A 24,821-nucleotide genomic window follows, 5' to 3' on the forward strand; every position below is an offset into this window, starting at 1 on the left:
TGTACTTAAGTTTAAAGCACTCATTGCTTAAAACTTAGAGAATTTTATGTCAGAGAAAATTTCACGCCGAGAATTAATTCAAAAAAGTCTACTCGGTTTTGGGGCTTTATCTATGCCTGTTGCTTTCACTGGTTGTAATGATGGTTCCGATGATGAAAGTCCGCAAATACAAGCAGATTTTCTTCATGGTGTCGCAAGTGGAGACCCCTTGCAGGATAAAGTCATCTTATGGACACGGCTGACACCTGCAGACTCCGGGGTACGCTTAAAAGTTGTGTGGGAAATTTCAACCGATAATCAGTTTAAACAAAATTTAAAGACGGGGATGGTTGAAACAAGCAAAACTGATGACTTTACAGTGAAAGTTGATGCAGCTGGTTTACAACCAGATACGGTGTACTACTACCGTTTTAAGTTTGGTAGTAAGGTTTCACCAGTAGGGCAGACGAAAACATTACCAACATCGACCAATAAAGTAAGCTTTGCAGTATGTTCTTGCTCAAACTATCCTGCGGGTTACTTTTATGTTTATCGTGAAATGGCAAAGCAAAACGTCGATGTCATTATTCATTTAGGTGACTATATTTATGAGTATGGGGCAGATGGTTATGCGACAGAAGATGCTGCAAAGCTAGGTCGTACGTTACCTGCTGACAATAATAAAGAAATTATTAAATTAGATGATTATCGCAAACGCTATGCACTTTATCGTCAGGATAAAGATTTACAAGCAGCTCATCAACGCCATCCTTTTATTGTAATTTGGGATGATCACGAGTTAGCGAACGATGCTTGGCGTGATGGTGCGGAAAACCATCAAAGTAACGAAGGATCTTTCTCAGATCGTAAATTAGCTGCTCTGCAAGCTTATTTTGAATGGATGCCAATTCGTCCAGTTTCTAGTTCTGACCATTTAAATATTTATCGCCAGTTTAACTTTGGCTCTCTTGTCCAACTCACTATGCTAGATACACGCATTATTGCGCGTGACAAGCAACTTGAATATGCGGACTATATGACTGCCTCTGGCTTAGATATTGTAAAATTTCAAGCAGATTTAACAAATCCGGCGCGTACTTTAATGGGGTATACGCAAAGAGATTGGTTAGTAGATAAATTAAAGCAATCTACAGCAACATGGAATGTGGTGGGGCAGCAAGTCTTAATGAGTAAAATGTGGATTCCAGCCGAATTGCTGGCATCTTTAGGGCAGATTACTTCAGGAGGAACTTCATCTGAAGCACTTGCTAAGATGAACGCACAAATTACTGAGTTGGTCACTTTAAAACTTCGTTTACAACAAAATGATCCGACATTAACAGCCCAAGAAAAAGCAAGGATTATGACGGTGGCACCATACAATTTAGATGCTTGGGATGGTTACTATGCTGAGCGAGAGCTTGTATACGATAAATTGGCAGAGTTTAATAAAAAGATGATTGTGCTTGCGGGAGATACACACAATGCTTGGGCATCTTATTTATATAGCCAAAAAGGAAAATATGTAGGTGTTGAACTGGCAACAAGCTCTGTATCATCTCCTGGCTTAGAAAAATATTTAAGTATTCCATTGGCACAGTTACAGCAGTTTGAGTTTGCGTTTACTACATTGATTGATGAATTGGTCTATTGTAATTTAAATCAACGCGGATACTTGCTCGTTACTCTCGATCAGGCACAAGTTCATTCGGAGTGGGTATTTTTAGATTCAATTAAGAATGCTGAATATCAAGTGGATTCAAGCAGGCAAAACGAGATTATATTGGATCTGAATTTGACGCCTTTAAAGCAAGATCAGAAAACTGCTTAAAGCATAAAAGAATAGGGATTACATATGTAGCCCTTTTTTTAGATATAAAAAAACCAGCTTACGCTGGATTCTTTATGACACCATATTCAGTACTTGAAGATGGTGCCCGGGGCCGGACTCGAACCGGCACGCTTTGTGGGCGGGGGATTTTAAATCCCCTGTGTCTACCTATTTCACCACCCGGGCTTTACCAAATTTGGAGGCGGAGGTCGGAATCGAACCGGCGTCCACGGAGTTGCAGTCCGCTGCATGACCACTCTGCCACCCCGCCTACATTTGGTGATGCACATATTAGCAACCTTTACGAAAAAAACAATACCGTTTTGAGCGAAGATGCACATAAAAACAACATCTAGAATAAAATTAGCGAAATTATCATGTATTATTGGCACATTAAATTCATGTCTACCTTGGAGATGTGCTGTGGCATTGGTTTTAGACGGTCGTGCATTAGCAAAGCAAATTGAAGAAAATTTGTCGGTACGTGTTGAAGCTTTAAAAGCAAAAACAGGTCGTACCCCGATTTTGGCGACTATTTTGGTTGGGGATGACGGTGCATCTGCAACTTATGTACGTATGAAAGGTAATGCCTGCCGCCGCGTAGGTATGGATTCATTAAAAATCGAATTACCACAAGAAACGACAACAGAACAATTGTTAGCTGAAATTGAAAAGCTAAATGCCAATCCAGATGTTCACGGTATTCTTTTACAACATCCAGTTCCTGCACAAATTGATGAGCGTGCATGTTTTGATGCAATCTCATTAGCAAAAGATGTTGATGGCGTAACTTGCCTTGGTTTTGGTCGTATGGCAATGGGTGAAGCTGCGTACGGTTCAGCAACTCCAGCTGGCATTATGACGATTCTCAAAGAAAATAATATTGAAATTGCGGGCAAACATGCAGTTGTAGTTGGCCGTTCAGCAATTTTAGGTAAACCAATGGCAATGATGTTGTTACAAGCAAATGCAACAGTAACGATTTGCCATTCGCGTACACAAAATTTACCTGAGCTTGTAAAACAAGCTGACATTATTGTTGGTGCTGTAGGTAAAGCTGAACTTATTCAAAAAGATTGGATTAAACAAGGTGCAGTTGTTGTAGACGCAGGTTTCCATCCGCGTGATGGCGGCGGTGTTGGCGATATTCAATTACTAGGTATTGAAGAAATTGCTTCTGCTTATACACCAGTACCGGGTGGTGTTGGTCCAATGACAATCACAACTTTGATTCGTCAAACTGTAGAAGCTGCTGAAAAAGCTTTAGGTTAATTTAATTAACGCTAGGCTGTTATTTGATACGCGTAACCGTCATCCGCAATTGTTTGAGGCAGAAATACGTTAAAAATTTAATGTTTCTGCGATGCTTTCGATTCTAGAGAGTATCTGCCGAGTTTTGCGGATGACAATGGTTTTGCCTACTTTTCCCGAAAGAAAAGTAGGTCCAACCGAAGGTTAAGGTAAAAATCCAAATCATAATGGAATGACTCTGTTATGCTTGTTATAAAAATGAATTAAAAGAAATCTGATGAGCTGTACCTTTCAACTGACCAACGCACCTGAATATTTACTTCAAGCCTTACATGAAGTGATTCCTCACTGTGAGTTAATGGCACAACAGTTGCCTGAAACTCCTATTTCTTTATGGTTGATTCCGCCAGTTTTCTCGACTGATCGTTTAGATGATGAAGTTATTCGCCGTATTTGGAATGACACGCCGTATTGGATTTTCTGTTGGGCATCAGGTTTGGCGATGGCTCAGTGGATACTTGCAGAGCCGCACCATGTTAAAGATAAAGTGGTATTAGATTTTGGCGCGGGTTCTGGTGTAGTCGCTATTGCTGCAAAAATGGCAGGAGCAAAACGAGTAATCTGCTGTGACATTGATCAAGTTAGTCTAAATGCTTGCCGTGAAAATGCATTGCTTAATGGCGTAGAGCTTGAATATTTGGACGATTTATATAAGGCTGAACAAGTCGATGTTTTATTGGCTGCCGATGTTTTATATGACCAATGTAATCGTTTCTTTTTAGATGAGTTCTTAAAGTTTGCACAAGAAGTTTGGGTAGCAGATAGCCGAGTTAAAAATTTTAGTCATCCAAAATATGAAAAAATTGAAGAAAGAAGTGCTACTACGTGGCCAGACCTGGATGAAGCAAGAGAATTTAAAAATGTAAGTTTTTATAAGACGCTGTAAAAGAACAGCGTCTTTTTTATTCTATGAACAAGTATAACGAACCACTTTTAATGTGCTTGGGCGAGCTTCAAGTGCTTGACGAGTCGCATAATCTTCACCATTATTTAAACTTGGTGTGTTTGATAAACCGAAAGAAGCACGAGTTTCACCCAATTTAATTCCATACTGCTCATCTTTAGCTGGGTTTGGAATTTCATTGACACTTAAAATTGATAATTTATAAACTTTCTGAGCACCTAACACATTTTGGCAAGCACGTTGTAATTTACGCTCATCAAGTTGCTGGTTACTACGACCAGCTAAAGTATAAGCTAAAGTCGCTGAAGTTTTAGTTTGGTTTTCAATCTGATAGCCAGTTGAACCATTATATTGTCGAGGTGTAGTCTGACAAGCAGTTAAAATAAACATACTACTTAATGCCAAACATAAAATACTTTTGTTCATCAGTATCGTCCTTATTTTCTTATATGAAGTATCTCATAAAATAGAAGGGTTGTTTGTGCTTATTCGCTTGGTTAGAGCCAATATTAACTGACGATATTGGCTCTAATTGTAAAATATTAATGCTCTTTAATTTTTGAATGATGCTTAGTGTCTTTCATAAAAATATAAATCAGCAATGAAATGAAAATCATGACACTGACATAAATAAAGTACCAAGACTCATGTCCAGCCTCTTTGAAACTTAATGCGAAAAACTCTGCTGTGCCACCAAACAAAGTATTTGCAATCGCGTAGGGTAAAGCTACTCCTAAAGCGCGAATATGAGCAGGAAAAAGTTCGGCCTTCACTACAGCATTAATTGAAGTGTAGCCAGTCACCATTACTAGACCTCCAAAACATAACCAAAATGCTGTCCAGTAGTTATGTGTGTTTGCCAGTGCATCAAATAAAATATATGTGAATAAAACACCTGTTATTCCGAAGAAAATCATAAGAGGTTTTCGACCAATTCGGTCTGATAAAGCACCTGCTACAGGTTGTAGACACATGAAAATAAATAACGCTAAAGTGGTAATTTGAGTAGCTTCAGGTTTAGAAAAACCAGAAGTATTCACTAAATATTTCTGTAAATAGGTCGTGTAAGTATAGAAAGCTAAAGTACCACCAGCAGTTAAGAATAATACAGTGAACGCTTCTTTAGGGTAGTGTTTAAATAAAGCAAACATGCCCGATTGTGGTTGGTCTTTTTCAGCTTGAGCATTTTTAAAAGATTGAGTTTCTAGTAAGCCACGACGAATACGGAACACAACAATCGCAAGTAAAGCGCCAATAAAGAATGGAATACGCCATCCCCAATCATGTAATTGCTGCTCTGTAAGTACCATTTGTAAAATGAGAAGTACACACAAGGCAGTGAGCTGTCCGGCAATTAAGGTGACATATTGAAAGCTTGAAAAAAAACCACGTCGGTCTTTTTCTGCCATCTCACTTAAATAAGTAGCACTTGCACCATATTCACCGCCTACACTTAGACCTTGTATTAAACGTGCAACAACCAGAAGTAATGGGGCAAATACACCAATGCTTTCATAAGATGGTGTAACTGCAATAAGTAGAGAGCCAACACACATTAAAGTAACGGAAAGTGTAAGACCCGCCTTACGTCCTTTACGGTCTGAATAAATCCCCATAATCCATGCGCCGATGGGACGCATAAGGAAACCTACTGCAAAAATTGCAGCTGCTTGTAGGAGTTGAGCTGTTTGACTTCCTTTTGGGAAAAAGGCATGAGCAAAATAGAGCGTAAATGCGGCATATACATACCAGTCGTACCATTCGACAAGGTTACCGGCAGAACCGCCCAAAATTGATTTTAGACGAGTTTTTGTATCTAAATTAGAATGTGGAGGTGTTGCGGTAGAAGGTTGATCAACCATGATTCGCTCCATGTTTTGCTTGGGTTGAATGCTAAAAAAGAGAAGATTTATTCTGATTTTTCATATTATCTAGAAGAGTATTTCACTTTATTTTTTTTATGTCTGTAAAACAATGTTTATTATTTAAGCGAATGAATAAGTTGAATATTTATGTGATTTCAAATCAGTCGACCAACTGATTTTTGTGATCTTATCTGAAACTTTGGGCTGTTATTTTTTCCCGATTAGTAAAAACTGATAAAGAATGAGTAATGTTTGGAAGAAGAAAACCTATATCCCTTAAAAATAATGATATATTCCAAAGAAAATTTTAAATAAATACAGTTGGACATAATGTCTTAGCATTGTGGACTAGATGTGTGTAGATAATGAAAGGGACATTCAGATGTCAAATTGCCCAAAAAAATATATTGTTGCTTTTGATCAGGGAACAACAAGCTCAAGAGCAATTGTTTTAGACCATGATGCAAACGTTGTCAGTATTGCTCAAAAAGAATTTACTCAAATATATCCTCAACCGGGTTGGGTTGAGCATGACCCTATGGAAATTTGGGCAACACAAAGTGCGGTATGGGTAGAGGCATTGGCTCAAGCCGGTATTAAGAGTGAACAAGTTGCGGCAATTGGCATTACAAACCAGCGAGAAACTACAGTTGTTTGGGATAAAAAAACAGGCAAGCCGATTTACAATGCAATTGTTTGGCAAAGCCGACAGACGACTGAAATTTGTAATCAATTGCATAAAGCAGGTTGGCAAGAATATATCCGTAAAACAACGGGTTTAGTCATTGATCCTTATTTTTCAGCGACAAAAATTAAATGGATTTTAGACCATGTTGAAGGAAGCCGTGAACGTGCTAAGCGAGGAGAGTTGTTGTTTGGTACGGTGGATACATGGTTAATCTGGAAATTAACCAATGGCGGTGTTCACGTCACTGATTTTACCAATGCTTCACGAACTATGCTGTTTGATATTGAAAAGCTTGAATGGGATGAAAAGCTTTTACAGGCCTTAGATATCCCTAAAGCAATGTTACCTGAGGTACGAAGTTCATCTGAGGTTTATGGATATACACATACCATTAGTGGGCAAGAAGTCGGTATTCCAATTGCGGGAATTGCAGGTGATCAACAAGCTGCGCTTTTTGGACAAATGTGTGTTGAGGCAGGGCAGGCTAAAAATACTTACGGTACTGGCTGCTTTTTACTCATGAACACGGGTAAAAAGATTGTCCGTTCAGAGCATGGATTACTCACAACTATTGCATGCGGTTCAAGCGGTGAGGTGAACTATGCTTTAGAGGGTGCCGTATTTAATGGTGGCTCTTGTGTACAGTGGCTACGTGATGAATTAAAGGTCATTAAGAACGCTAAAGACTCTGAGCTTTATGCAACACGGGTAAAAGACAGTAATGGTGTATATGTGGTTCCTGCTTTTACTGGATTAGGTGCACCGTATTGGGACCCAACAGCGCGTGGGGCAATTTTTGGTCTGACACGTGGAGCTAGCATTGAACATATTATTCGTGCAACTTTAGAGTCCATTGCTTACCAGACAAGAGATGTACTTGATGCCATGCAGCAAGATGCCGAAGAAGAGCTTCGGACTCTCCGTGTTGATGGTGGAGTAACGGAAAATAATTTCTTGATGCAATTTCAAGCCGATATTTTAGCGACACCAGTAGAACGCCCAATAATGAAAGAAACAACTGCTTTGGGTGCAGCTTTCCTTGCAGGTTTGGCGACGGGTTTTTGGCAGGATCTTCATGAGTTAAGAAATAAATCTGCCATAGAAAAGGTATTTGAGCCAAAAATGTCTGCTGAACAATCTGAGCTGATTTATAAAGGTTGGCTTAAGGCGGTTAAGCGTAGTCAAAATTGGGCTGAGGATTGATTTTTTCTTAAATTAATTAAATTGTAGAGTAATCAATTAATGGTTAAAGGTTTGCTAATTCAAATTTGATTATTCTACTTTTTAGATTGTTGTTTCATCAATTTGATGTTTTAATTTTTATAAGATCAACAATAAAAAGAATATAAGAAATGACAATACAATCTAATGATTATTCAAAAGTATATGATATTGCCGTAATTGGTGGCGGTATTAATGGCGTCGGTATTGCTAATGATGCAGTAGGCCGTGGATTATCCGTATTTTTATGTGAAAAAGATGATTTAGCCAGTCACACCTCATCTGCTAGCAGTAAATTAATTCATGGTGGTCTACGTTATTTAGAACATAAAGAGTTCAGGTTGGTCAGGGAAGCATTAGCAGAACGAGAAGTGTTGTTGGCTAAAGCGCCACATATTATTGCACCAATGCGTTTTATTATGCCTCATCGACCACACTTACGTCCGGCTTGGCTAATTCGAGCGGGTCTATTCTTTTATGATCATTTGGGAAAACGAGAAAAATTATTAGGTTCAAATCTGATTTATTTCAAAGAAGATAGTCCCTTGAAACCAGCTATAACGCGTGGGTTTGAATATTCTGACTGTACTGTAGATGACGCACGTCTTGTTGTATTAAATGCGCTACAAGCTAAAGAGCAGGGTGCCAAAGTCGTGACACGAACTCGATGTGTGAAGGCTTATAAAGAACAAGAACTGTGGTACTTGGAACTACAAAGTGGAGCTGAGGTTTATCAGATACGTGCAAGAGCTTTAGTAAATGCAGCTGGTCCTTGGGTTGAAGAAATTATTAGTGAAAACCTAAACTTAAGATCACCTTATCAAGTCCGATTGATCCAAGGAAGTCATATTGTTGTGCCAAAGCTATGTGATTGTCATAAAGCCTTTATTATGCAAAATGAAGACCGACGTATCGTGTTTGCAATACCATATTTAGAAAAATATACCCTCATTGGTACAACAGATCAGGAATATAAAGGTGATCCACAAAAGGTAGAGATTACCGATGTAGAAATAGATTATCTTTTGACGGTCACAAATTCACATTTTAAAAAGCAGTTAACGCGAGCAGATATTGTAAGTCAGTACTCAGGTGTACGCGCTTTATGTGATGATGAGTCTGATAACCCTTCGGCAATTACCCGTGACTATACTTTGGCACTACAGGCAGAAAATAATGCACCATTGTTATCGGTATTTGGCGGCAAGATTACGACTTATCGAAAACTGGCTGAGGCTGCTTTAGAACATTTGTCTCCGTTCTTTAGTGAAATGGCAGAGGAGTGGACTGCCAATAAGCCATTACCAGGTGCTGAGAACTGGACCACACTAGATGATTTAATCAACCAGATTCAATTACATGTAAGTGGAGTTTCTGAATCCCTTGCCAAGCGTTGGGCTCATGCATATGGCACAAGAGTTTGGAACATGCTCCATGAACGAAATGCTATGGAACAATTGGGGCAAAACTTTGGTCACGATTTATTTGAATGTGAAGTTAAATATTTATGTGAATATGAGTGGGCAAATACTGCAGAAGACATACTCTGGCGAAGATCTAAATTAGGTTTGGCATTTGATGATAAACAGATAAAAGTGTTAGAAGCTTATTTATCTGAACGTCGACTAAAAGATGATGCCGCATAATAAAAAAGGCCGCATAAAGCGGCCTTTTTTATATTCAGCAATTAGAAGCCAGTTTTTACAGCTTCAAGTAAAGCTGCTTGACGTTCTTTTAATGCTTTTGGTAAGCGCTCACCAAGTTTATTGAATAACTCAGTGTGGCTTTCAATTTCAGTAACCCACTGATCTTTATCTTGAGCTGTGATAAGGTCAAATTCTTCTTTAGAGAACTCAGTACCTTCCCAGTTCAAGTCATCGTAAGTTGGAACAAGGCCAATTGGTGTTTCAACAGCGTTTGCACGACCTTCACAACGGTCAATGATCCACTCAAGAACACGCATGTTTTGACCGAAACCAGGCCATACGAAGTTGCCTTCAGCATCACGACGGAACCAGTTTACATTGAAGATTTTTGGTAATTTATTACCAGCAGCTTCAGCTTTTGTACTTACTTCTTGACCAAGGCTTAACCAGTGATCGAAGTAGTCAGCCATGTTGTAGCCAGCAAATGGAAGCATCGCGAATGGGTCACGACGAACGATACCTTGTTGACCAACAGCAGCAGCTGTAGTTTCAGAACCCATAGTTGCAGCTTTATAAACGCCGTCAACCCAGTCAAAAGCTTCAGAAACTAAAGGAACTGTATCTGCACGGCGACCACCGAAGATGAATGCAGAAATTGGAACACCTGCTGGGTTTTCCCAATCAGCATCGATAGATGGACATTGACCTGCTGCAACAGTGAAACGAGCATTTGGATGTGCTGCTTTTTCACCGTTTACGTGAGGTTGACCTTTCCAGTTCGTTAAGTTTGTTGGAACTTCTTTAGAAAGACCTTCCCACCATACTTGACCATCTTCAGTTACTGCTACGTTTGTGTAGATAACATCTTTATGAAGAGTTGCCATACAGTTTGGGTTAGTCTTGGTATTTGTACCAGGAGCTACACCGAAGAAACCAGCTTCAGGGTTAATCGCATATAAACGGCCGTCTTCACCTGGTTTGATCCAAGCAATATCGTCACCTACAGTTTCGATTTTCCAACCTTCATAACCTGCTGGTGGAATTAACATCGCAAAGTTTGTTTTACCACAAGCAGATGGGAAAGCAGCAGCGATGTAGTGTTTTTCACCTTGAGGGTTAGTTACACCAAGAATAAGCATGTGTTCAGCTAACCAACCTTGTTCGCGTCCCATGACAGAAGCGATACGAAGAGCTAAACATTTTTTACCAAGTAATGCGTTACCGCCGTACCCAGAACCGAAAGACCAGATTTCACGAGTCTCTGGGTAATGAACGATATATTTCTCTGGGTTACATGGCCATGCAACGTCTTTTTGACCTTCAGCAAGTGGTGCACCTACTGTGTGTACGCAAGGAACGAATTCGCCGTCTGTACCTAATACGTCATAAACTGCTTTACCCATACGTGCCATTTTGCGCATGCTAACAGCAACATAAGGAGAGTCAGTTAACTCGATACCGATATGAGCAATATGGCTACCTAAAGGACCCATAGAGAAAGGAACAACGTACATCGTACGGCCTTCCATTGAACCTTCAAATAAACCATTTAATTTTTCACGCATAACAGCTGGATCTTCCCAGTTGTTTGTCGCACCAGCATCTTCTTTATTTTGAGAGCAGATGTAAGTACGATCTTCAACACGCGCAACGTCAGATGGGTCAGAATTTGCAAGATAAGAACCAGGATGTTTTTCTTGGTTTAATTTCTGCATGGTGCCGTTAGCGATCATCAAGTCGATTAGACGTTGAGATTCTTCTTCGCTTCCGTCACACCATTCGATTTTTGCTGGTTTGGTTAAGTTTGCAATTTCTTCAACCCATGCTATAAGCTTAGGATGACGAACGAATTCTGGTGCGTTCACTGTGGTCATGGTGAGGCCTATTCAAAATATGTACAACGTACAAGTCTATTCATTGGGGTACAATGAAAGATCAAATAAAAAAGTGGCTGTATTAAAGCATAAAATCATAAAAAAAATAAGACTAAAGACTAACAATTAGATATTTGGGTTTCTGAGAGTTTTTTAATGAAAATCATTTGGTTAGAGTTTTTTATACGGTTTATACTTTCATATTTTTATGTTGTATGTGTGTTATTTATTAAAATTATTTTATTTAAAATCAATAAATTAACTCTTAAATATTTCTTGAGAATTATTATTGATTAAACAAATGAAGATCATTCAAAATTTACATAAAGAGACTTTTAATAGGTGATTTTATATACAAAATAGAATAAACATCCCTATTTACGATAATAAAATGCGGCCCTTAAAACCTCTTTCAATCATCTACAATGAAAAATCAGGATTTCATGCTTCAAAGCATGAAGATGTTTATGAGCAAGTGATGACCGCGTTAACAGAACATGATTTTGAGATACAAGTTTTTGAATTAAATGAAGATACATCATTTGATGATTTGATGAATAATGTGATCCATCGGCATTCACAAAACGAAAATAGAGGGGTAGTTGTTGCAGCTGGTGGGGATGGCACTTTAAATGCTGTTGCATCTAAACTTAAAAATACATCTATTCCAATGGGAATTTTGCCTTTAGGGACTTTTAACTACGTTGCTAAAGTTTTAGATATTCCATTAGACCTTTTGGACGCAGTAGAAGTTATTGCCACAGGTACACCTCGATCGGTTCATATAGCAGCAATCAATGATCATATTTATTTGAATAATGCCAGTTTAGGTCTATATCCACTCTTTATTAAAAAGCGCGAACTTTACAATAAATATTTAGGAAGGCTTCCTTTACATGCTTATACCTCAGCTTTAGATGTTTTATTAAGAGAAAATAAATCCATGAAGTTGTCGATAACGGTAGATGGGAAAAAATATCCAGTTAAAGCCCCTCTAATTTTTTTTGGAAATAACCAATTACAGTTGTGTGATATGAAACTCAGGATTGCAGAATGTGCAGCACAGGGAAGAGTGGCTGGAGTTGTAATTACAAAAAGTGATAAGCTGAGTTTGCTGAATATGCTTTGGCAATGGGTTCAAGGTAAAGTTGAAGATGCAGAAGACGTATATAGTTTTTGTGCAGATCATGTTGTGGTGGAATGTGCAAAGAAATCGAAACTTACAGTTGCTTTAGATGGTGAAATTATAGAAATGAAACCACCTTTAAATTTCACTGTAGAAAAGAATGCTTTAAATATTATGGTGCCGAATGTTATTACATCTGTCTGATTTACACTTTGGCACAGAAAAAAAAGAGTGTTTAGAGGCGATAAGATACTTTTGTATTCAGCAACAGCCTGAAGTGATTGTTGTGAGTGGGGATATTACCCAACGTGCCAGATATGAACAATTTTTTAAATGCCGACAGTTTTTAGATAGTCTCAATATTCCTTATCTTGTGGTGCCTGGAAATCATGATATTCCTTTGTATCATGTCTGGAACCGTTTTTTTTCTCCATTTACCCGATATCGATATTTTTTTGGTGAACTAGAGCCGACTTTAGAAACCGAACATTTCTATATTGTTGGGGTAAACAGCATACGTCGTCGTTATCACACACGTGGGCATATTTCGATTGAACAAATTCAAGATACTTATGAGCGTTTAGAGAAAGCGCCAAAAGATAAAATAAAGCTGGTGGTTTTCCATCAACCTTTTTATACACCACCTGACAATAAGCATGGAATAAAGGATTGTCCGGTTTTGGGAAAAATTGCCTTAGAAAAGTGGAGTACAACAGGATTATTTGGAATGTTGCATGGTCATCTCCATAAAACGGCTGTATATGATTTAACGCAAATTTATCATTTAGAAATAGATCATCCTATTTATGATATTCATGCGGGTACAGCAACTTCTACTCGTTTATATCATCACAATCCGAATAGCTTTAATACAGTTTCAAATACAGGAAAGATTCAGCATTATTGGTTCAATGAACAGTTGGCTGAATTCACTTCAGATTGATCTGGGTTAGATGAGATTAAATATTTGATTGTTTAAAAAATATTCAAAAAAGAGGAAATTTTTTCTTATTTCCCCTTGAAGCCTTTTTTTTCATCCCCACAAAAGTGACATCTAAATATTTTGTTATTGCTCTGGATTAAAGCAATAACGATTAATCAAAAAGACTTAGTCTGATGGAGTTAATTATGAGCAACATTCGTCCATTACATGATCGCGTTGTGATTCGTCGTGTAGAAGAAGAAACCAAAACTGCTGGTGGTATTTTATTGCCAGGTTCTGCTGCTGAAAAACCATCTCAAGGTGAAGTAATTGCAGTAGGTAATGGTCAAATCACTGATAACGGCGTACGTGCTTTGGATGTTAAAGTTGGTGACAAAGTGTTATTCGGTACTTATGCAGGTACAACAGTTAAAGTAAGCGGTGAAGAACTCTTAATCATGAAAGAGTCAGACATCTTAGCTGTATTAGAAGGCTAATCGATTCATAACTCAATTCATTATCAGATTCAGTATTTAAAAAGATTCGGAGTTTAATATGTCAGCTAAAGACGTAAAATTTGGTGATTCAGCTCGCTCAAAAATGATTGCAGGTGTAAACGTACTTGCAGATGCGGTTAAAGTGACTTTAGGTCCTAAAGGCCGTAATGTTGTGATCGACCGTTCTTTCGGTGCGCCGCACATCACTAAAGACGGTGTGACTGTTGCTAAAGAAATTTCATTAAAAGACAAGTTTGAAAACATGGGTGCTCAACTTGTTCGTGAAGTTTCAAGCAAAACTAATGACATCGCAGGTGACGGTACAACAACTGCGACTGTACTTGCTCAAGCAATTTTAAACGAAGGTATCAAATCAGTAACTGCTGGTATGAACCCAATGGATTTAAAACGCGGTATCGATATTGCAGTAAAAACTGTAGTTGAAAATATACGTTCTATTGCTAAACCAGCTGATGATTTCAAAGCAATTGAACAAGTTGGTTCTATCTCTGCTAACTCTGATACTACTGTTGGTAAACTTATTGCTCAAGCAATGGAAAAAGTAGGTAAAGAAGGTGTAATCACTGTAGAAGAAGGTTCTGGCTTCGAAGACGCATTAGACGTTGTAGAAGGTATGCAGTTTGACCGTGGTTATATCTCTCCGTACTTTGCTAACAAGCAAGATACTTTGACTGCTGAACTTGAAAACCCATTCATCCTTCTTGTTGACAAAAAAATCAGCAACATTCGTGAATTGATTTCTGTTTTAGAAGCAGTTGCTAAAACTGGTAAACCACTTCTTATCATCGCTGAAGATGTTGAAGGTGAAGCGCTTGCAACTCTTGTTGTAAACAACATGCGCGGTATTATCAAAGTGTGTGCTGTTAAAGCTCCTGGTTTCGGTGACCGTCGTAAAGCTATGCTTCAAGACATCGCAATCTTGACTGGCGCAACTGTTATTTCTGAAGAAGTTGGTATGTCTTTAGAACAAGCGACTCTTCAAGATTTAGGTACAGCGCACAAAATCACTGTTTCTAAAGAAAACACAGTTATTGTTGACGGTGCTGGTGATGCTGCTGCTATCGCTGAGCGTGTTCAACAAATCCGTGCTCAAATCGAAGAATCTACTTCAGAATATGACCGTGAAAAATTACAAGAACGCGTTGCTAAATTGGCAGGCGGTGTTGCTGTAATTAAAATCGGTGCAGCAACTGAAGTTGAAATGAAAGAGAAGAAAGACCGTGTAGACGACGCTCTTCACGCAACTCGTGCAGCAGTTGAAGAAGGTGTTGTTGCAGGTGGTGGTGTTGCGCTTGTACGTGCTGTAAACGTTCTTGATGGCTTAAAAGGTTCTAACGAAGACCAAACTGCAGGTATCAACATTTTACGCCGTGCGATCGAAGCTCCACTTCGTCAAATCGTTGCGAACGCTGGTGATGAGCCATCTGTAGTGATCAACGCTGTTAAGGGTGGTGAAGGTAACTTCGGTTATAACGCTGCAACTGGCGAATATGGCGATATGTTAGAAATGGGTATTCTTGACCCAGCTAAAGTAACTCGTTCTGCACTTGAGCACGCTGCTTCTGTTGCGGGCTTAATGTTGACTACAGAATGTATGATTACTGACATTCCTGAAGACAAACCAGCTGCTCCAGACATGGGCGGTATGGGTGGAATGGGCGGCATGATGTAATTCAACATTAACGTCTAAATAAAAAATCCCTGCATTTGCAGGGATTTTTTTTATTTCTTATATAAATTAAGAAAAAGTTAAGTTGATATTCTTAAACTTATAGTCAGGAACAGTAGCTGTAGTTCCTCTTTTTTGTTACACCATGCTTATCCTTTTATAAGCATGGTTTTTTTTTAGCCTAATAAAATGATAAGCCATGTCACTGCAATAATAGACAGTGCAACAAACTGTGCAGCACTTCCCATATCTTTGGCATTTTTAGAGAGTTGATGTTTTTCAAGTGATACGCGGTCAACTACTGCCTCAATCGCAGAATTGAATAGTTCTACAATAATTGCAAATAAACATACAACGACCATAAGTGCATGTTCACCACGAGTCACATCTAGGAAAAAGCTAGTAGGGATAAGCACGACATTAATTAAAACAATTTGTCGAAAAGCGGCTTCATTTTTATAAGCTGCCTTAAATCCTGAAATTGAATAACCTGTCGCATTCAAGATGCGCTTGAGTCCGCTTTTGCCTTTGTAGGGAGAATAACTATTCATTCACTTATATTTTTAACACTTTTCATGCATTATATATCGCGGCCCTCAAAAAAAATATTAAATCTTTTTTAAAGATTTTGACTTTATAACTTGATAGAGAAGAAGAGATGAAAAAACTATTTGTAGCATTAGGACTTGTCATGGGTGGCTTACATGTAAGCTATGCAGAGCCTGCTTCAGCTCAGCAAGTACCGGGATATTATAAGCATCAATTTGGTAATTATCGCATCACCTCTTTACTTGATGGCACCATTTATTTAGACCCTAAATTATTCAAAAATTTGAGTCAGGCTGAGAAGACTAAAATTTTAACTAAGTATGCCGCTGTTAATGAGAAGGGCATCCAGACTTCTGTAAATGCATTTTTAGTAGATGACGGCAAAAGTTTGACGCTTGTTGATAGCGGTGCCTCAAGTTGTTTTGGCCCACAGTTGGGTTCGATTGCTAAAAATCTTGAACTGGCAGGCTATCAGCTTGCTAACGTGAAAACGGTTTTATTGACACATTTGCACCCAGACCATGTTTGTGGAATTGCTAAAGATGGAAAAGCAGTATTTCCTAATGCAACTATTTATGCGCATGAACGTGAAGCAGATTACTGGTTAAACCCAGCTTCTGAAAAAACAGTACCAGCAAATCAAAAAGAAAATTATTTAGGCACTGTTAAAAATGTAAAAGTTGCACTTGCACCTTATGAGGCGAGAAAAGCATTCAAAACCTTTAAAGATGGTGATGTCATTCAAGGTTTTGAAGTAATCAATACACAAGGGCACACACCGGGTCACCATAGCTTCCGTTTAAAGAGCAAGGGTCAACAAATTGTCTTTGTAGGGGACATTGTCCACTCACATTCTTTGCAGTTTGATGCTCCAAAAACTGGCGTAGATTTTGATGTAAATTCCGAGCAGGCAATTAATACCCGTTTAAAAATGTTTGCTGAAATTTCAAATAAACAGCAATGGGTAGCTGCTCCACATTTGCCATTTCCGGGGATTGGCCATGTATATAAAGTGAATGCAGAGCAATATCAGTGGATTCCTTTATATTTTAATAACAGTCTTGAGAAGTAAAAAATGGGGCATTCAATGCCCCATTTTTTATTAAGTATTTAATTATTTTGTTGTTTTCTCAAAATTAGTCACAGCTTGACGGCCAAGTGCAGGATCATCGGTAAAGACACCATCTACACCTGCTTTAAAATATGCTTCGAACTCTTTTAAAGCACCTGTTGGACAACGTTCAGCAGGTTTGTCGCTACATTTTAAAGGTTGTGGTAAAAAGTTGTTTTCTGGGCGGAAAGTATATGGGTGTACTTTTAAGCCAGCGGCATGTGCATCGCTAATAAATGAAGTGGTTTGTACTGAACCATCAGTATTGAAATTAAGAATATAGTTTTTGCTTGGGCCAACGCCATTTGCATATTTAGCAACATCTTTTAAGCTTTGTGCTGTGGCCAAATCACCATACGTCTTAGATACACCAGATTCAACAAAGTCGGCTGGTCGAGATGTTTTTGCATCATATAACTGAATGATTTGTGCATGTTTAAGTGTCTTATGAAGGTCAAGTTGATCTTTTAAATATTTTAAATTGCTGACTTCAAAAGACTGCAAATAGATAGGTGCGATATCACGTGTATATTGATACTTGGCCAGAGTTTTAAGAAGTGTGTCCTCCATAGCCAAATTTCTATTTTTAAAATAAGTGGGATGTTTGGTTTCGATATATAAACCAATAATCTTGCCAGTTTTTTTATAATTTGCTTCGGCAAGTTCAATGACTTGTTCGAGCGTCGGAATTGAATAGAGGTCATTGTAAGCTGTATTTGCTGGTCGGAACTCAGGAATACGCTCACGTGCTTTAACTTGTTGTAATTCATTTAAGGTGAGGTCTTCAGTAAACCAACCCGTTAAATTAACACCATCAATATTTTTGGTGGTTTTGCGGTCCGCAAATTGGGTAAGGGTACTGATATTGGTAGTCCCACCAATTTCGTTTTCATGACGCGTAACCAATACACCATCTTTTGTTGACACCAGATCGGGTTCGATAAAGTCAGCACCATCATCAATCGCTTCTTGATATGAAGCTAACGTATGTTCAGGACGTAAAGCGCTAGCGCCGCGGTGTCCGATAACTAAAATTTTAGGAAGTTGATATTCTGGTGTAGTTGGTGTCGTTTCAATTTTATCATCGTCATTACAACCGACCAAGCTAACTAAACTTAAGCATAAAAGTGCTTTTCTAAACATAATTCTACTCATATTGTTTTAGTTGAAACGACTCAAGTATTAAGATTTAGTTTGACATGATCATGAAGAATTCATGAATTTTAAGTGACACTAGTTAACTGGTTCTTTATTGCTTTGTTGGAAATATTCAAACGCGCTTTGTTTTTGTCTTAATTACATTTATTGTTTTAATTCTACTTGTCTTTTTTACATTGCTCGTTGATGATCACATGGTCTCAAAGCGGCATTTATTTCTGTTAATTAACGACATTATACCGGGCAGCCATGCTATCTAAATTTTTTATTGAACGTCCTATTTTTGCCAATGTCCTGGCGATCATTGTTATGGCTTTCGGTATTTTTTCGGTCATGAATTTACCTGTAGAACGATATCCAGATATCGCGCCGCCGAAGATTACAGTGTCAGCCAACTATAGTGGCGCAGATGCGCAAACGGTTGAGCAAAGTGTGACTCAAATTTTAGAACAGCAAATACAAGGGATTGACCACTTACTCTATTTTAGTTCATCAAGTGATTCATCGGGACGTAGCCGAATTACCATTAGTTTTGATAATGGAACCAACCCAGACACTGCTCAGGTCCAAGTCCAAAACAGTATTAGCGGTGTCATACGCCGTTTACCCGATGAAGTTCAGCGCCAAGGTGTGACAGTCAATAAGTCACTAGGTGATACTTTTATGGTAATTGGTTTATATGACTCGACAGGTAAAACGGGAAATATTGAGCTATCAGACTATTTAACTACGCACGTGGTAGATAACCTGAACCGTATTGAAGGGGTGGGTGAAACTGATGTATTTGGTTCGCAATATGCGATGCGTATTTGGTTAAATCCGGACAAGTTAAAACAATATAATTTAATGCCAAGTGATGTGGCGAACGCAATCACTGCCCAAAATACCCAAGTTGCTGCAGGTGCAATTGGTGATTTACCAGTCATTGATGGACAATATTTAAATACAAAAGTGACTGCAGGTTCTCGACTCAAAACAGTCGATGATTTTAAAAATATTGTTGTAAAGTCGAATAAAACTGCGAGTTATGTTTACTTAAAAGATATTGCACGAGTTGAGCTTGGTGCAGAGAACTACCAGTCCTTTAATACGATTAATGGTTATCCTGCGGCAGGTTTAGGTATTTCGTTATCTTCTGGTGCAAATGCAATTCAGACCTCTAAGCTCATTCATCAAACCTTAGATCAGCTCGCAACTAAATTACCAGCTGGCTATAAGATCGTTTATCCACGAGATAATACGCCGTTTGTTCAAGAGTCAATTAAGGAAGTTGTTAAGACCCTTGTAGAAGCGATTATTCTGGTTATTTTGGTCATGTTCCTATTTTTACAAAGCTGGCGCGCCACTCTTATTCCGAGTATTACCGTGCCAGTTGTTATTCTAGGGACTTTTGCGGTCTTATATGTGCTCGGGTTTAGTATTAACACATTGACATTATTTGCATTGGTACTCGCCATAGGTTTGTTGGTTGATGATGCAATTGTGGTTGTTGAAAACGTTGAACGGCTCATGCATGAACAGCACTTAAGCCCTAAAGAAGCTGCGATTGAGTCAATGGGTGAAATTAGTGGGGCCTTAGTTGGGATTACTTTGGTTTTAACCGCAGTTTTTATTCCAATGTCTTTTTTAGGTGGCTCAATTGGGGTGATTTACCGCCAGTTTTCCATTACTTTAGTTGCCGCTATGGCACTATCGCTGGTTGTTGCACTTGTATTAACCCCCGCCTTATGTGCATTAATTTTAAAACCGAACTCTGAACCTAAGCGTTGGGCAATTTGGTTTAACCAAAAAATTGATCAACTTAAGAATAAATATATCAAGCTTGTTCAGACGAGTATTGATTACAGTAAATCAGTTATTGTGATTTTTGTTGCGCTGATAGCAGTTTTTACGCTGTTCTATAGTGGTTTAAAAAGTGGATTTATTCCTAAAGAAGACCAAGGTATTTTAAGCGTTCAAATTAAATTGGTAGATAGTGCTCCAATTTCTGAAAGTCAGAAAATCGGTGAGCAAGTACGCCAATACTTTCTGAAACAAGAAGATAAAAATGTTGATTTGGTTTTAATTCGTTACGGTCGAAATAATGCCGGTACTGGACAAAATTTAGCACAAGGCTTTGTTGCTTTAAAACCTTGGGATGTCCGTACTGCAAAAGAAAACTCCGCTGACGCTATACAAAAGCGTGCAATGAAATATTTTAGTCATTTAAATAATGCTCAAATTAATGTGACCTTACCACCTTCAGTAAATGGTTTAGGCCAAACGGATGGTCTAGATTTTTGGATTCAGGACTTAAATGGTCAAGGTCAAAACTTCTTAGATGGGATGTTCCGACAGTTACAAACTCAAAGTAAAAACTATTCAACTTTCGAAAATTTTGATAAGCAGTCTACCAATAGTAAAGCGAATCTGAATATCAAGATTGATCAGAAACAGGCTTTGGCAAATAGTTTGGAACTCTCAGCAATTAACAATACGTTATCGAGTGCATGGGGTGGAACTTACGTAAATGACTTTATTGATCGGGGCCGTATTAAACGCGTCATGATTCAAGGTGATGCCCAGTTTAGATCTAAACCTGAAGATTTATATAATTGGTCTGTGCGTAATAGCCAAAATGAAATGGTGCCTTTTAGCTCATTTGCAAACTTCAGCTGGGGCGGGGCACCGGAAATTGTGAAACGCTATATGGGATATAGTGCTTTACAGCTACAGGCAGATGTTGCGAGTGGTAGCAGTTCTGGTCAAGCCATGAAGGATGTTGAACAACTCGTCAACCAGCAAAAAGACATCGGCTTAGCATGGACTGGCTTGTCTTTTGAAGAACAAAAGTCGACGAATCAGGCTGTATGGTTATATCTGATTTCGGCTGGTTTTATTTTCTTATGTTTAGCTGCTTTGTATGAAAGCTTAAGTATTCCTGCTGCTGTAATGACTTCTATTCCGCTAGGTGTAGGAGGAAGTGTCATTTTCTCTTATATCTTTGGTTTACCAAATGACGTGTATTTCCAAATTGCACTTTTAACTACGATTGGGTTGTCATGTAAAAACGGAATTTTAATTGTTGAGTTCGCTGCATTAGCTCAAGAGAAAGGAAAGAATGCTATTCAGGCTGCTCTAGAAGGCGCGAGCTTGCGTTTAAGACCGATTTTAATGACTTCTTTAGCCTTTGGTGCTGGGGTGATTCCACTTGTGTTTGCACAGGGTGCTGGTGCGGTGAGCCGTCAAGAAATTGGTATTAGTATTTTAGGTGGTGTGATGTTTGGTACTGTGCTGGTTTTATTCTTTATTCCAGTGATGTACGTGTTATTACGCTCACTGTTTAAAGCGAAAGCTTCGAGTTAAAAGCAAACAATTTAAAATCAGGCATTAAATCAAGTATATTAAGTTTAACTTCTCTTCATATATTTGATTTAGATGCCTCAAGAAAAAAAACTAACACAGCAACAGGTCATCGCATTAGAACGAGATCTGGCTAAATTCGCAACCATGATGGATAGCGCAGTCCGTATTCCTTTTACAAAGCAGGGTATTGGGGCCGATGCGGCCCTAAGTACCATTCCTATTGCGGGTGATGTAGCGGGTTTCGTCCTGACTTGCTATGCCATATATAAAGCCAAGCAAATTGGTGTACCGCAGCATAAGCTCACTCCCGTTATAAAATTGGCTGTAGTCGATGCTGTGGTGGGTTGTGTTCCAGTTGCTGGGACTATTTTCGATATTTTTATACGTCCTAGCAGAAAAGCGTTAGACGTCGTCCATACCCACATTCGTGAAGAATATGCGATTCAAAGTGATATGCATGTTGTCCATCCGTATTTACATGAAAAGCTTGAAAAGAAGCAGCAACAGTCAGCTTTCTGGCGTAACCCTGTTGTGAGTTGGCTATGGCTACATATACCCGATTTATTGGGGATGTTTGTGCTTATTTTGATTGGTTTTGCAATGTGGTGGGGAATCAGTTTTCTTTGGGGACTTGCCCATTCAGCCTAATAAAAAAGCCTCCAACTGGAGGCTTTTCATTCACTGTGTTATGGGCAATCTAACTGATGTAGAGCTGCAACACGCTGTTCGATCGAAGGGTGAGTTTGGAACAATGCAGCCAAGCTAAAGCCTTGTTCTTTACCTTCCGCAATAGCGAACGCTTTCATTTCTTTTGGCATTTGGTCAGGTAACTCTGTTTCTGCCTGTAAACGTAATAAAGCAGAAATCATTGCTTGTTTACCAGCTAAACGTGCACCTGCTTCATCAGCACGGTATTCACGGTAGCGAGAGAACCACATCACAATAGCAGAAGCTAGGATACCGAACACGATATCTAAAACCATCGTAATGAGGAAATAACCCATACCAGGTGCTTCATTGTCTTGACGACCAAAAACATTACGGTCGATAAAGTCACCTACTACGCGAGCAAAGAACATAACAAAGGCGTTTACAACACCTTGGATGAGTGCCAATGTGACCATGTCACCATTTGCAACGTGACCAATCTCGTGCGCAAGCACTGCACGTAGCTCATCTTTGTTCATACGCTCAAGTAGACCGCTTGAAACGGCAACTAAGGCATCATTTTTATTCCAGCCTGTTGCGAAGGCATTAGACTGATATGAAGGAAAGATACCAACCTCTGGCATATTAATACCAGCACGTTGAGAAAGTTCAGCGACTGTTTGCAATAACCAGCTTTCAGCTTGGTTACGAGGAGCATTTGGGTCAATCAGTTCTGTACCAGTAGTTTTTTTAGCCATCCATTTGGACATAAATAGAGAGACTAATGAGCCCACCATACCAAACACAAAACAGATGACTAAAAGGTTGCCTAGATTCAAGCCACCCGCGCCATGGTAACTACCGACACCGAAGAGTGACAAAATAATGCCAGCTACAACCAGTACCGCGAGGTTGGTAAGCAAAAACAAACCAATCCGCATCATTGAGAAAATCCTCTTATAAATAAAATATTATCTGATTTATAAATTATAAATCACTTAGCTAATATGCGGCGCTTAGGGGAAAAATTCAAGAAAAAAATAAGGAATCAATACATTCTTTAGTGGATAAGAATGTATTTAAATTAAACAAGTTATTTATACGGCCCATCTAAACACAGAGGCGTGGGTAATAGATCATTACAATTTTTAGACAATGGGCCTCGTTAAAAGATTAACTGCAATGCATGAGTTGTTTCAATTTACTCGATTCTAATATGCGCAATTGCTGTTGCGTTATTGGTGACATAAGTTCCTGTAGGTGCATCAGTATAGGTACCATCAGCCAAAGTCACAATTTGGCGTGCAGAAGAATATTTAACAGGTTTAGACGATACTTGTTGTGTTGTGGCGGCTTGAGGTAGCTCTGGGCGACTTACAGTCTGGGTAGAAATATTTGAGTTCGTAAAAGATGAAAGGCTTACCCCAGAAGAATATAAGTTCTGATATCGACTGGTTACTCGGCGAACATAATCTTGGGTTTCACGAAATGGGGGAATGCCACCGTATTTATCAACGTTGCCTTCACCAGCATTATAGGCTGCGAGTGCCATTTGCGTATTGCCATTAAAACGCTTGAGCAACCAGCCCAGATATTTCGCACCAGCAAAGATATTTTGCTGAGGATCGTAAGCGTTAGAAACGTTAAAGCGACGGGCAGTGGCTGGCATGAGTTGCATTAGGCCTTGGGCACCGACTGGAGAGTGGGCATTTATATTGAAACCCGATTCGGTATGCATGACTGCTTTAATTAAACCTTCAGATACACCGTGCTGTTGCGCCGCCTGCTTAATAATATGGTCAAACGCATTTTTATTTTTGCTATAGCTTGGTAGAACAGAAGCTTCTGAAGCGCCCCAGTTTGTATAACTATGAATATTACTATCAGGATAGTAAGTCACTTTTACTTTCTTGAGTGAATTGTCATAGCTTTTACGGTTAGTCAGTAAAGTACTGCCATTTTTGTCTTGGTAAACGTACATCTGACCTGCAAAAGTCGACGTTACACCGACCGAAAAAGTGGTCATCCCCAGCAAACAAGAAAAAAGATATTGAACCGAATTTTTCATTTTATGTTATTCACAATTTTAAGGTATTCAAGACTTGTCAAAGAGTTTATCAAAAAATATTAAAGAAAGAAGTTTTGTGTAATTTTTTTTATTTTCGCTGTTTTAAAAAATCAAGCTGTTTTGTTCGAATGATCATCAAAAAAAATTAAAATTTTTTTTTTAAAATGATTCTATTGACTTGAATAACTGTTTGAAAAATAAAGGTAAAAATGATTGGTTAAAAAATGATCAATTTAAATAAAACCCTTAACAGAAGGTGAAAACAGTTTGTCAAGCACGAAGAAATCCACAATTTTATCCACAGGTTTTGTGGAAAACTGTGGAAAAGTCCAAAAAGTAAGCATTTTGCGCAAAAAATGAACTCATCGGTCAAAATGGAGCACGACTT

At 38.7% G+C, this 24,821-nt stretch carries 19 protein-coding genes and 2 tRNA genes; 12 read left to right on the plus strand and 9 right to left on the minus strand.

Features of this window, described 5'->3' with window-relative positions; genetic code table 11:
• Window positions 1-46 precede the first annotated feature (46 nt).
• Window positions 47-1,810, plus strand: a complete 1,764-nt coding sequence (locus F985_RS07435) for an alkaline phosphatase D family protein (protein ID WP_004699639.1) — start codon at window positions 47-49, stop codon at window positions 1,808-1,810.
• 100 nt (window positions 1,811-1,910) lie between these two features.
• On the opposite strand, the gene F985_RS07440 is transcribed toward F985_RS07435, so the two are convergent.
• Both F985_RS07440 and F985_RS07445 read right to left on the minus strand, forming a co-directional pair.
• Window positions 1,911-1,996: transfer RNA gene (locus F985_RS07440), tRNA-Leu, on the minus strand.
• 11 nt (window positions 1,997-2,007) lie between these two features.
• A tRNA-Cys gene (locus F985_RS07445) sits at window positions 2,008-2,081 on the minus strand.
• A 152-nt stretch (window positions 2,082-2,233) separates the two neighbouring features.
• Between F985_RS07445 and folD the strand changes: the two genes are divergently transcribed.
• On the plus strand, window positions 2,234-3,082 hold the full coding sequence (folD, locus tag F985_RS07450) for a bifunctional methylenetetrahydrofolate dehydrogenase/methenyltetrahydrofolate cyclohydrolase FolD (RefSeq protein ID WP_004699641.1): 849 nt from the start codon (window positions 2,234-2,236) through the stop codon (window positions 3,080-3,082).
• Window positions 3,083-3,338: 256 nt separating this feature from the next.
• A complete protein-coding gene (locus F985_RS07455; protein WP_004699643.1) occupies window positions 3,339-4,007 on the plus strand; it encodes a class I SAM-dependent methyltransferase in 669 nt (222 codons plus the stop codon).
• 21 nt (window positions 4,008-4,028) lie between these two features.
• On the opposite strand, the gene F985_RS07460 is transcribed toward F985_RS07455, so the two are convergent.
• Entirely contained in the window at window positions 4,029-4,451 is a 423-nt protein-coding gene (locus F985_RS07460; protein WP_004699645.1) for a hypothetical protein, read from the minus strand.
• 116 nt (window positions 4,452-4,567) lie between these two features.
• Window positions 4,568-5,899 (minus strand): MFS transporter, encoded by a 1,332-nt coding sequence (locus F985_RS07465; protein ID WP_077165145.1) that lies wholly within the window; start codon window positions 5,897-5,899, stop codon window positions 4,568-4,570.
• Window positions 5,900-6,272: 373 nt separating this feature from the next.
• Here F985_RS07465 and glpK point away from each other — a divergent pair, with 373 nt between their 5' ends.
• Window positions 6,273-7,781 carry a glycerol kinase GlpK gene (gene glpK, locus F985_RS07470; RefSeq protein ID WP_004699649.1) on the plus strand — a complete coding sequence of 503 codons (1,509 nt, stop codon included), beginning with the start codon at window positions 6,273-6,275 and terminating at the stop codon, window positions 7,779-7,781.
• 149 nt (window positions 7,782-7,930) lie between these two features.
• On the plus strand, window positions 7,931-9,445 hold the full coding sequence (gene glpD / locus F985_RS07475; protein WP_004699650.1) for a glycerol-3-phosphate dehydrogenase: 1,515 nt from the start codon (window positions 7,931-7,933) through the stop codon (window positions 9,443-9,445).
• Between the two features lie 41 nt (window positions 9,446-9,486).
• Here the strand turns inward: glpD and F985_RS07480 are convergent, their stop codons facing one another.
• Window positions 9,487-11,319 carry a phosphoenolpyruvate carboxykinase (GTP) gene (locus F985_RS07480; RefSeq protein WP_004699652.1) on the minus strand — a complete coding sequence of 611 codons (1,833 nt, stop codon included), beginning with the start codon at window positions 11,317-11,319 and terminating at the stop codon, window positions 9,487-9,489.
• A 391-nt stretch (window positions 11,320-11,710) separates the two neighbouring features.
• Here F985_RS07480 and F985_RS07485 point away from each other — a divergent pair, with 391 nt between their 5' ends.
• From F985_RS07485 to groL, 4 genes are all read left to right on the plus strand, one after another.
• A complete protein-coding gene (locus F985_RS07485) occupies window positions 11,711-12,649 on the plus strand; it encodes a diacylglycerol/lipid kinase family protein (protein ID WP_004699656.1) in 939 nt (312 codons plus the stop codon).
• Window positions 12,630-13,388, plus strand: a complete 759-nt coding sequence (locus F985_RS07490; RefSeq protein ID WP_004699657.1) for a metallophosphoesterase family protein — start codon at window positions 12,630-12,632, stop codon at window positions 13,386-13,388. The genes F985_RS07485 and F985_RS07490 overlap by 20 nt, the downstream gene beginning before the upstream one ends.
• 185 nt (window positions 13,389-13,573) lie before the next feature.
• On the plus strand, window positions 13,574-13,864 hold the full coding sequence (locus F985_RS07495; RefSeq protein ID WP_004652030.1) for a co-chaperone GroES: 291 nt from the start codon (window positions 13,574-13,576) through the stop codon (window positions 13,862-13,864).
• A gap of 58 nt (window positions 13,865-13,922) precedes the next feature.
• Window positions 13,923-15,557: a chaperonin GroEL gene (gene groL, locus F985_RS07500; protein ID WP_004699660.1), complete on the plus strand. Its 1,635-nt coding sequence runs from the start codon at window positions 13,923-13,925 to the stop codon at window positions 15,555-15,557.
• A gap of 173 nt (window positions 15,558-15,730) precedes the next feature.
• Here the strand turns inward: groL and F985_RS07505 are convergent, their stop codons facing one another.
• Window positions 15,731-16,105: a diacylglycerol kinase gene (locus F985_RS07505; RefSeq protein ID WP_004699662.1), complete on the minus strand. Its 375-nt coding sequence runs from the start codon at window positions 16,103-16,105 to the stop codon at window positions 15,731-15,733.
• Window positions 16,106-16,212: 107 nt separating this feature from the next.
• Between F985_RS07505 and F985_RS07510 the strand changes: the two genes are divergently transcribed.
• A complete protein-coding gene (locus tag F985_RS07510; RefSeq protein WP_004699665.1) occupies window positions 16,213-17,175 on the plus strand; it encodes an MBL fold metallo-hydrolase in 963 nt (320 codons plus the stop codon).
• A 42-nt stretch (window positions 17,176-17,217) separates the two neighbouring features.
• Here F985_RS07510 and F985_RS07515 read toward each other — a convergent pair whose 3' ends face one another.
• Complete coding sequence (locus tag F985_RS07515; RefSeq protein WP_004699666.1) at window positions 17,218-18,357, minus strand: glycerophosphodiester phosphodiesterase; 1,140 nt, start codon at window positions 18,355-18,357, stop codon at window positions 17,218-17,220.
• A gap of 264 nt (window positions 18,358-18,621) precedes the next feature.
• On the opposite strand from F985_RS07515, the gene F985_RS07520 reads away from it, so the two are divergent.
• Window positions 18,622-21,717: a multidrug efflux RND transporter permease subunit gene (locus F985_RS07520; protein WP_004699668.1), complete on the plus strand. Its 3,096-nt coding sequence runs from the start codon at window positions 18,622-18,624 to the stop codon at window positions 21,715-21,717.
• Between the two features lie 72 nt (window positions 21,718-21,789).
• Window positions 21,790-22,365 carry a DUF4112 domain-containing protein gene (locus F985_RS07525; RefSeq protein WP_004699670.1) on the plus strand — a complete coding sequence of 192 codons (576 nt, stop codon included), beginning with the start codon at window positions 21,790-21,792 and terminating at the stop codon, window positions 22,363-22,365.
• Window positions 22,366-22,403: 38 nt separating this feature from the next.
• Here the strand turns inward: F985_RS07525 and htpX are convergent, their stop codons facing one another.
• Both htpX and F985_RS07535 read right to left on the minus strand, forming a co-directional pair.
• The gene (htpX, locus tag F985_RS07530; protein ID WP_004699673.1) at window positions 22,404-23,309 is read right to left on the minus strand and encodes a protease HtpX; all 906 of its coding nucleotides are present in this window, start codon (window positions 23,307-23,309) and stop codon (window positions 22,404-22,406) included.
• Window positions 23,310-23,566: 257 nt separating this feature from the next.
• Window positions 23,567-24,433 (minus strand): lytic transglycosylase domain-containing protein, encoded by an 867-nt coding sequence (locus F985_RS07535; protein ID WP_004699674.1) that lies wholly within the window; start codon window positions 24,431-24,433, stop codon window positions 23,567-23,569.
• Window positions 24,434-24,821: the final 388 nt, after the last annotated feature.

Origin of the sequence: Acinetobacter seifertii, assembly GCF_000368065.1 — a bacterium.
Classification (GTDB): domain Bacteria; phylum Pseudomonadota; class Gammaproteobacteria; order Pseudomonadales; family Moraxellaceae; genus Acinetobacter; species Acinetobacter seifertii.

What these genes read in the sequence shown, in the direction of transcription:
- F985_RS07435 (WP_004699639.1), top strand. Translation starts at nt 47, where the DNA reads ATGTCAGAGAAAATTTCACGCCGAGAATTAATTCAAAAAAGTCTACTC.
- F985_RS07455 (WP_004699643.1), top strand. Translation starts at nt 3,339, where the DNA reads ATGAGCTGTACCTTTCAACTGACCAACGCACCTGAATATTTACTTCAA.
- F985_RS07460 (WP_004699645.1), bottom strand. Translation starts at nt 4,451, where the DNA reads ATGAACAAAAGTATTTTATGTTTGGCATTAAGTAGTATGTTTATTTTA.
- F985_RS07465 (WP_077165145.1), bottom strand. Translation starts at nt 5,899, where the DNA reads ATGGAGCGAATCATGGTTGATCAACCTTCTACCGCAACACCTCCACAT.
- glpK (WP_004699649.1), top strand. Translation starts at nt 6,273, where the DNA reads ATGTCAAATTGCCCAAAAAAATATATTGTTGCTTTTGATCAGGGAACA.
- glpD (WP_004699650.1), top strand. Translation starts at nt 7,931, where the DNA reads ATGACAATACAATCTAATGATTATTCAAAAGTATATGATATTGCCGTA.
- F985_RS07480 (WP_004699652.1), bottom strand. Translation starts at nt 11,319, where the DNA reads ATGACCACAGTGAACGCACCAGAATTCGTTCGTCATCCTAAGCTTATA.
- F985_RS07485 (WP_004699656.1), top strand. Translation starts at nt 11,711, where the DNA reads ATGCGGCCCTTAAAACCTCTTTCAATCATCTACAATGAAAAATCAGGA.
- F985_RS07490 (WP_004699657.1), top strand. Translation starts at nt 12,630, where the DNA reads ATGTTATTACATCTGTCTGATTTACACTTTGGCACAGAAAAAAAAGAG.
- F985_RS07495 (WP_004652030.1), top strand. Translation starts at nt 13,574, where the DNA reads ATGAGCAACATTCGTCCATTACATGATCGCGTTGTGATTCGTCGTGTA.
- groL (WP_004699660.1), top strand. Translation starts at nt 13,923, where the DNA reads ATGTCAGCTAAAGACGTAAAATTTGGTGATTCAGCTCGCTCAAAAATG.
- F985_RS07505 (WP_004699662.1), bottom strand. Translation starts at nt 16,105, where the DNA reads ATGAATAGTTATTCTCCCTACAAAGGCAAAAGCGGACTCAAGCGCATC.
- F985_RS07510 (WP_004699665.1), top strand. Translation starts at nt 16,213, where the DNA reads ATGAAAAAACTATTTGTAGCATTAGGACTTGTCATGGGTGGCTTACAT.
- F985_RS07515 (WP_004699666.1), bottom strand. Translation starts at nt 18,357, where the DNA reads ATGTTTAGAAAAGCACTTTTATGCTTAAGTTTAGTTAGCTTGGTCGGT.
- F985_RS07520 (WP_004699668.1), top strand. Translation starts at nt 18,622, where the DNA reads ATGCTATCTAAATTTTTTATTGAACGTCCTATTTTTGCCAATGTCCTG.
- F985_RS07525 (WP_004699670.1), top strand. Translation starts at nt 21,790, where the DNA reads ATGCCTCAAGAAAAAAAACTAACACAGCAACAGGTCATCGCATTAGAA.
- htpX (WP_004699673.1), bottom strand. Translation starts at nt 23,309, where the DNA reads ATGATGCGGATTGGTTTGTTTTTGCTTACCAACCTCGCGGTACTGGTT.
- F985_RS07535 (WP_004699674.1), bottom strand. Translation starts at nt 24,433, where the DNA reads ATGAAAAATTCGGTTCAATATCTTTTTTCTTGTTTGCTGGGGATGACC.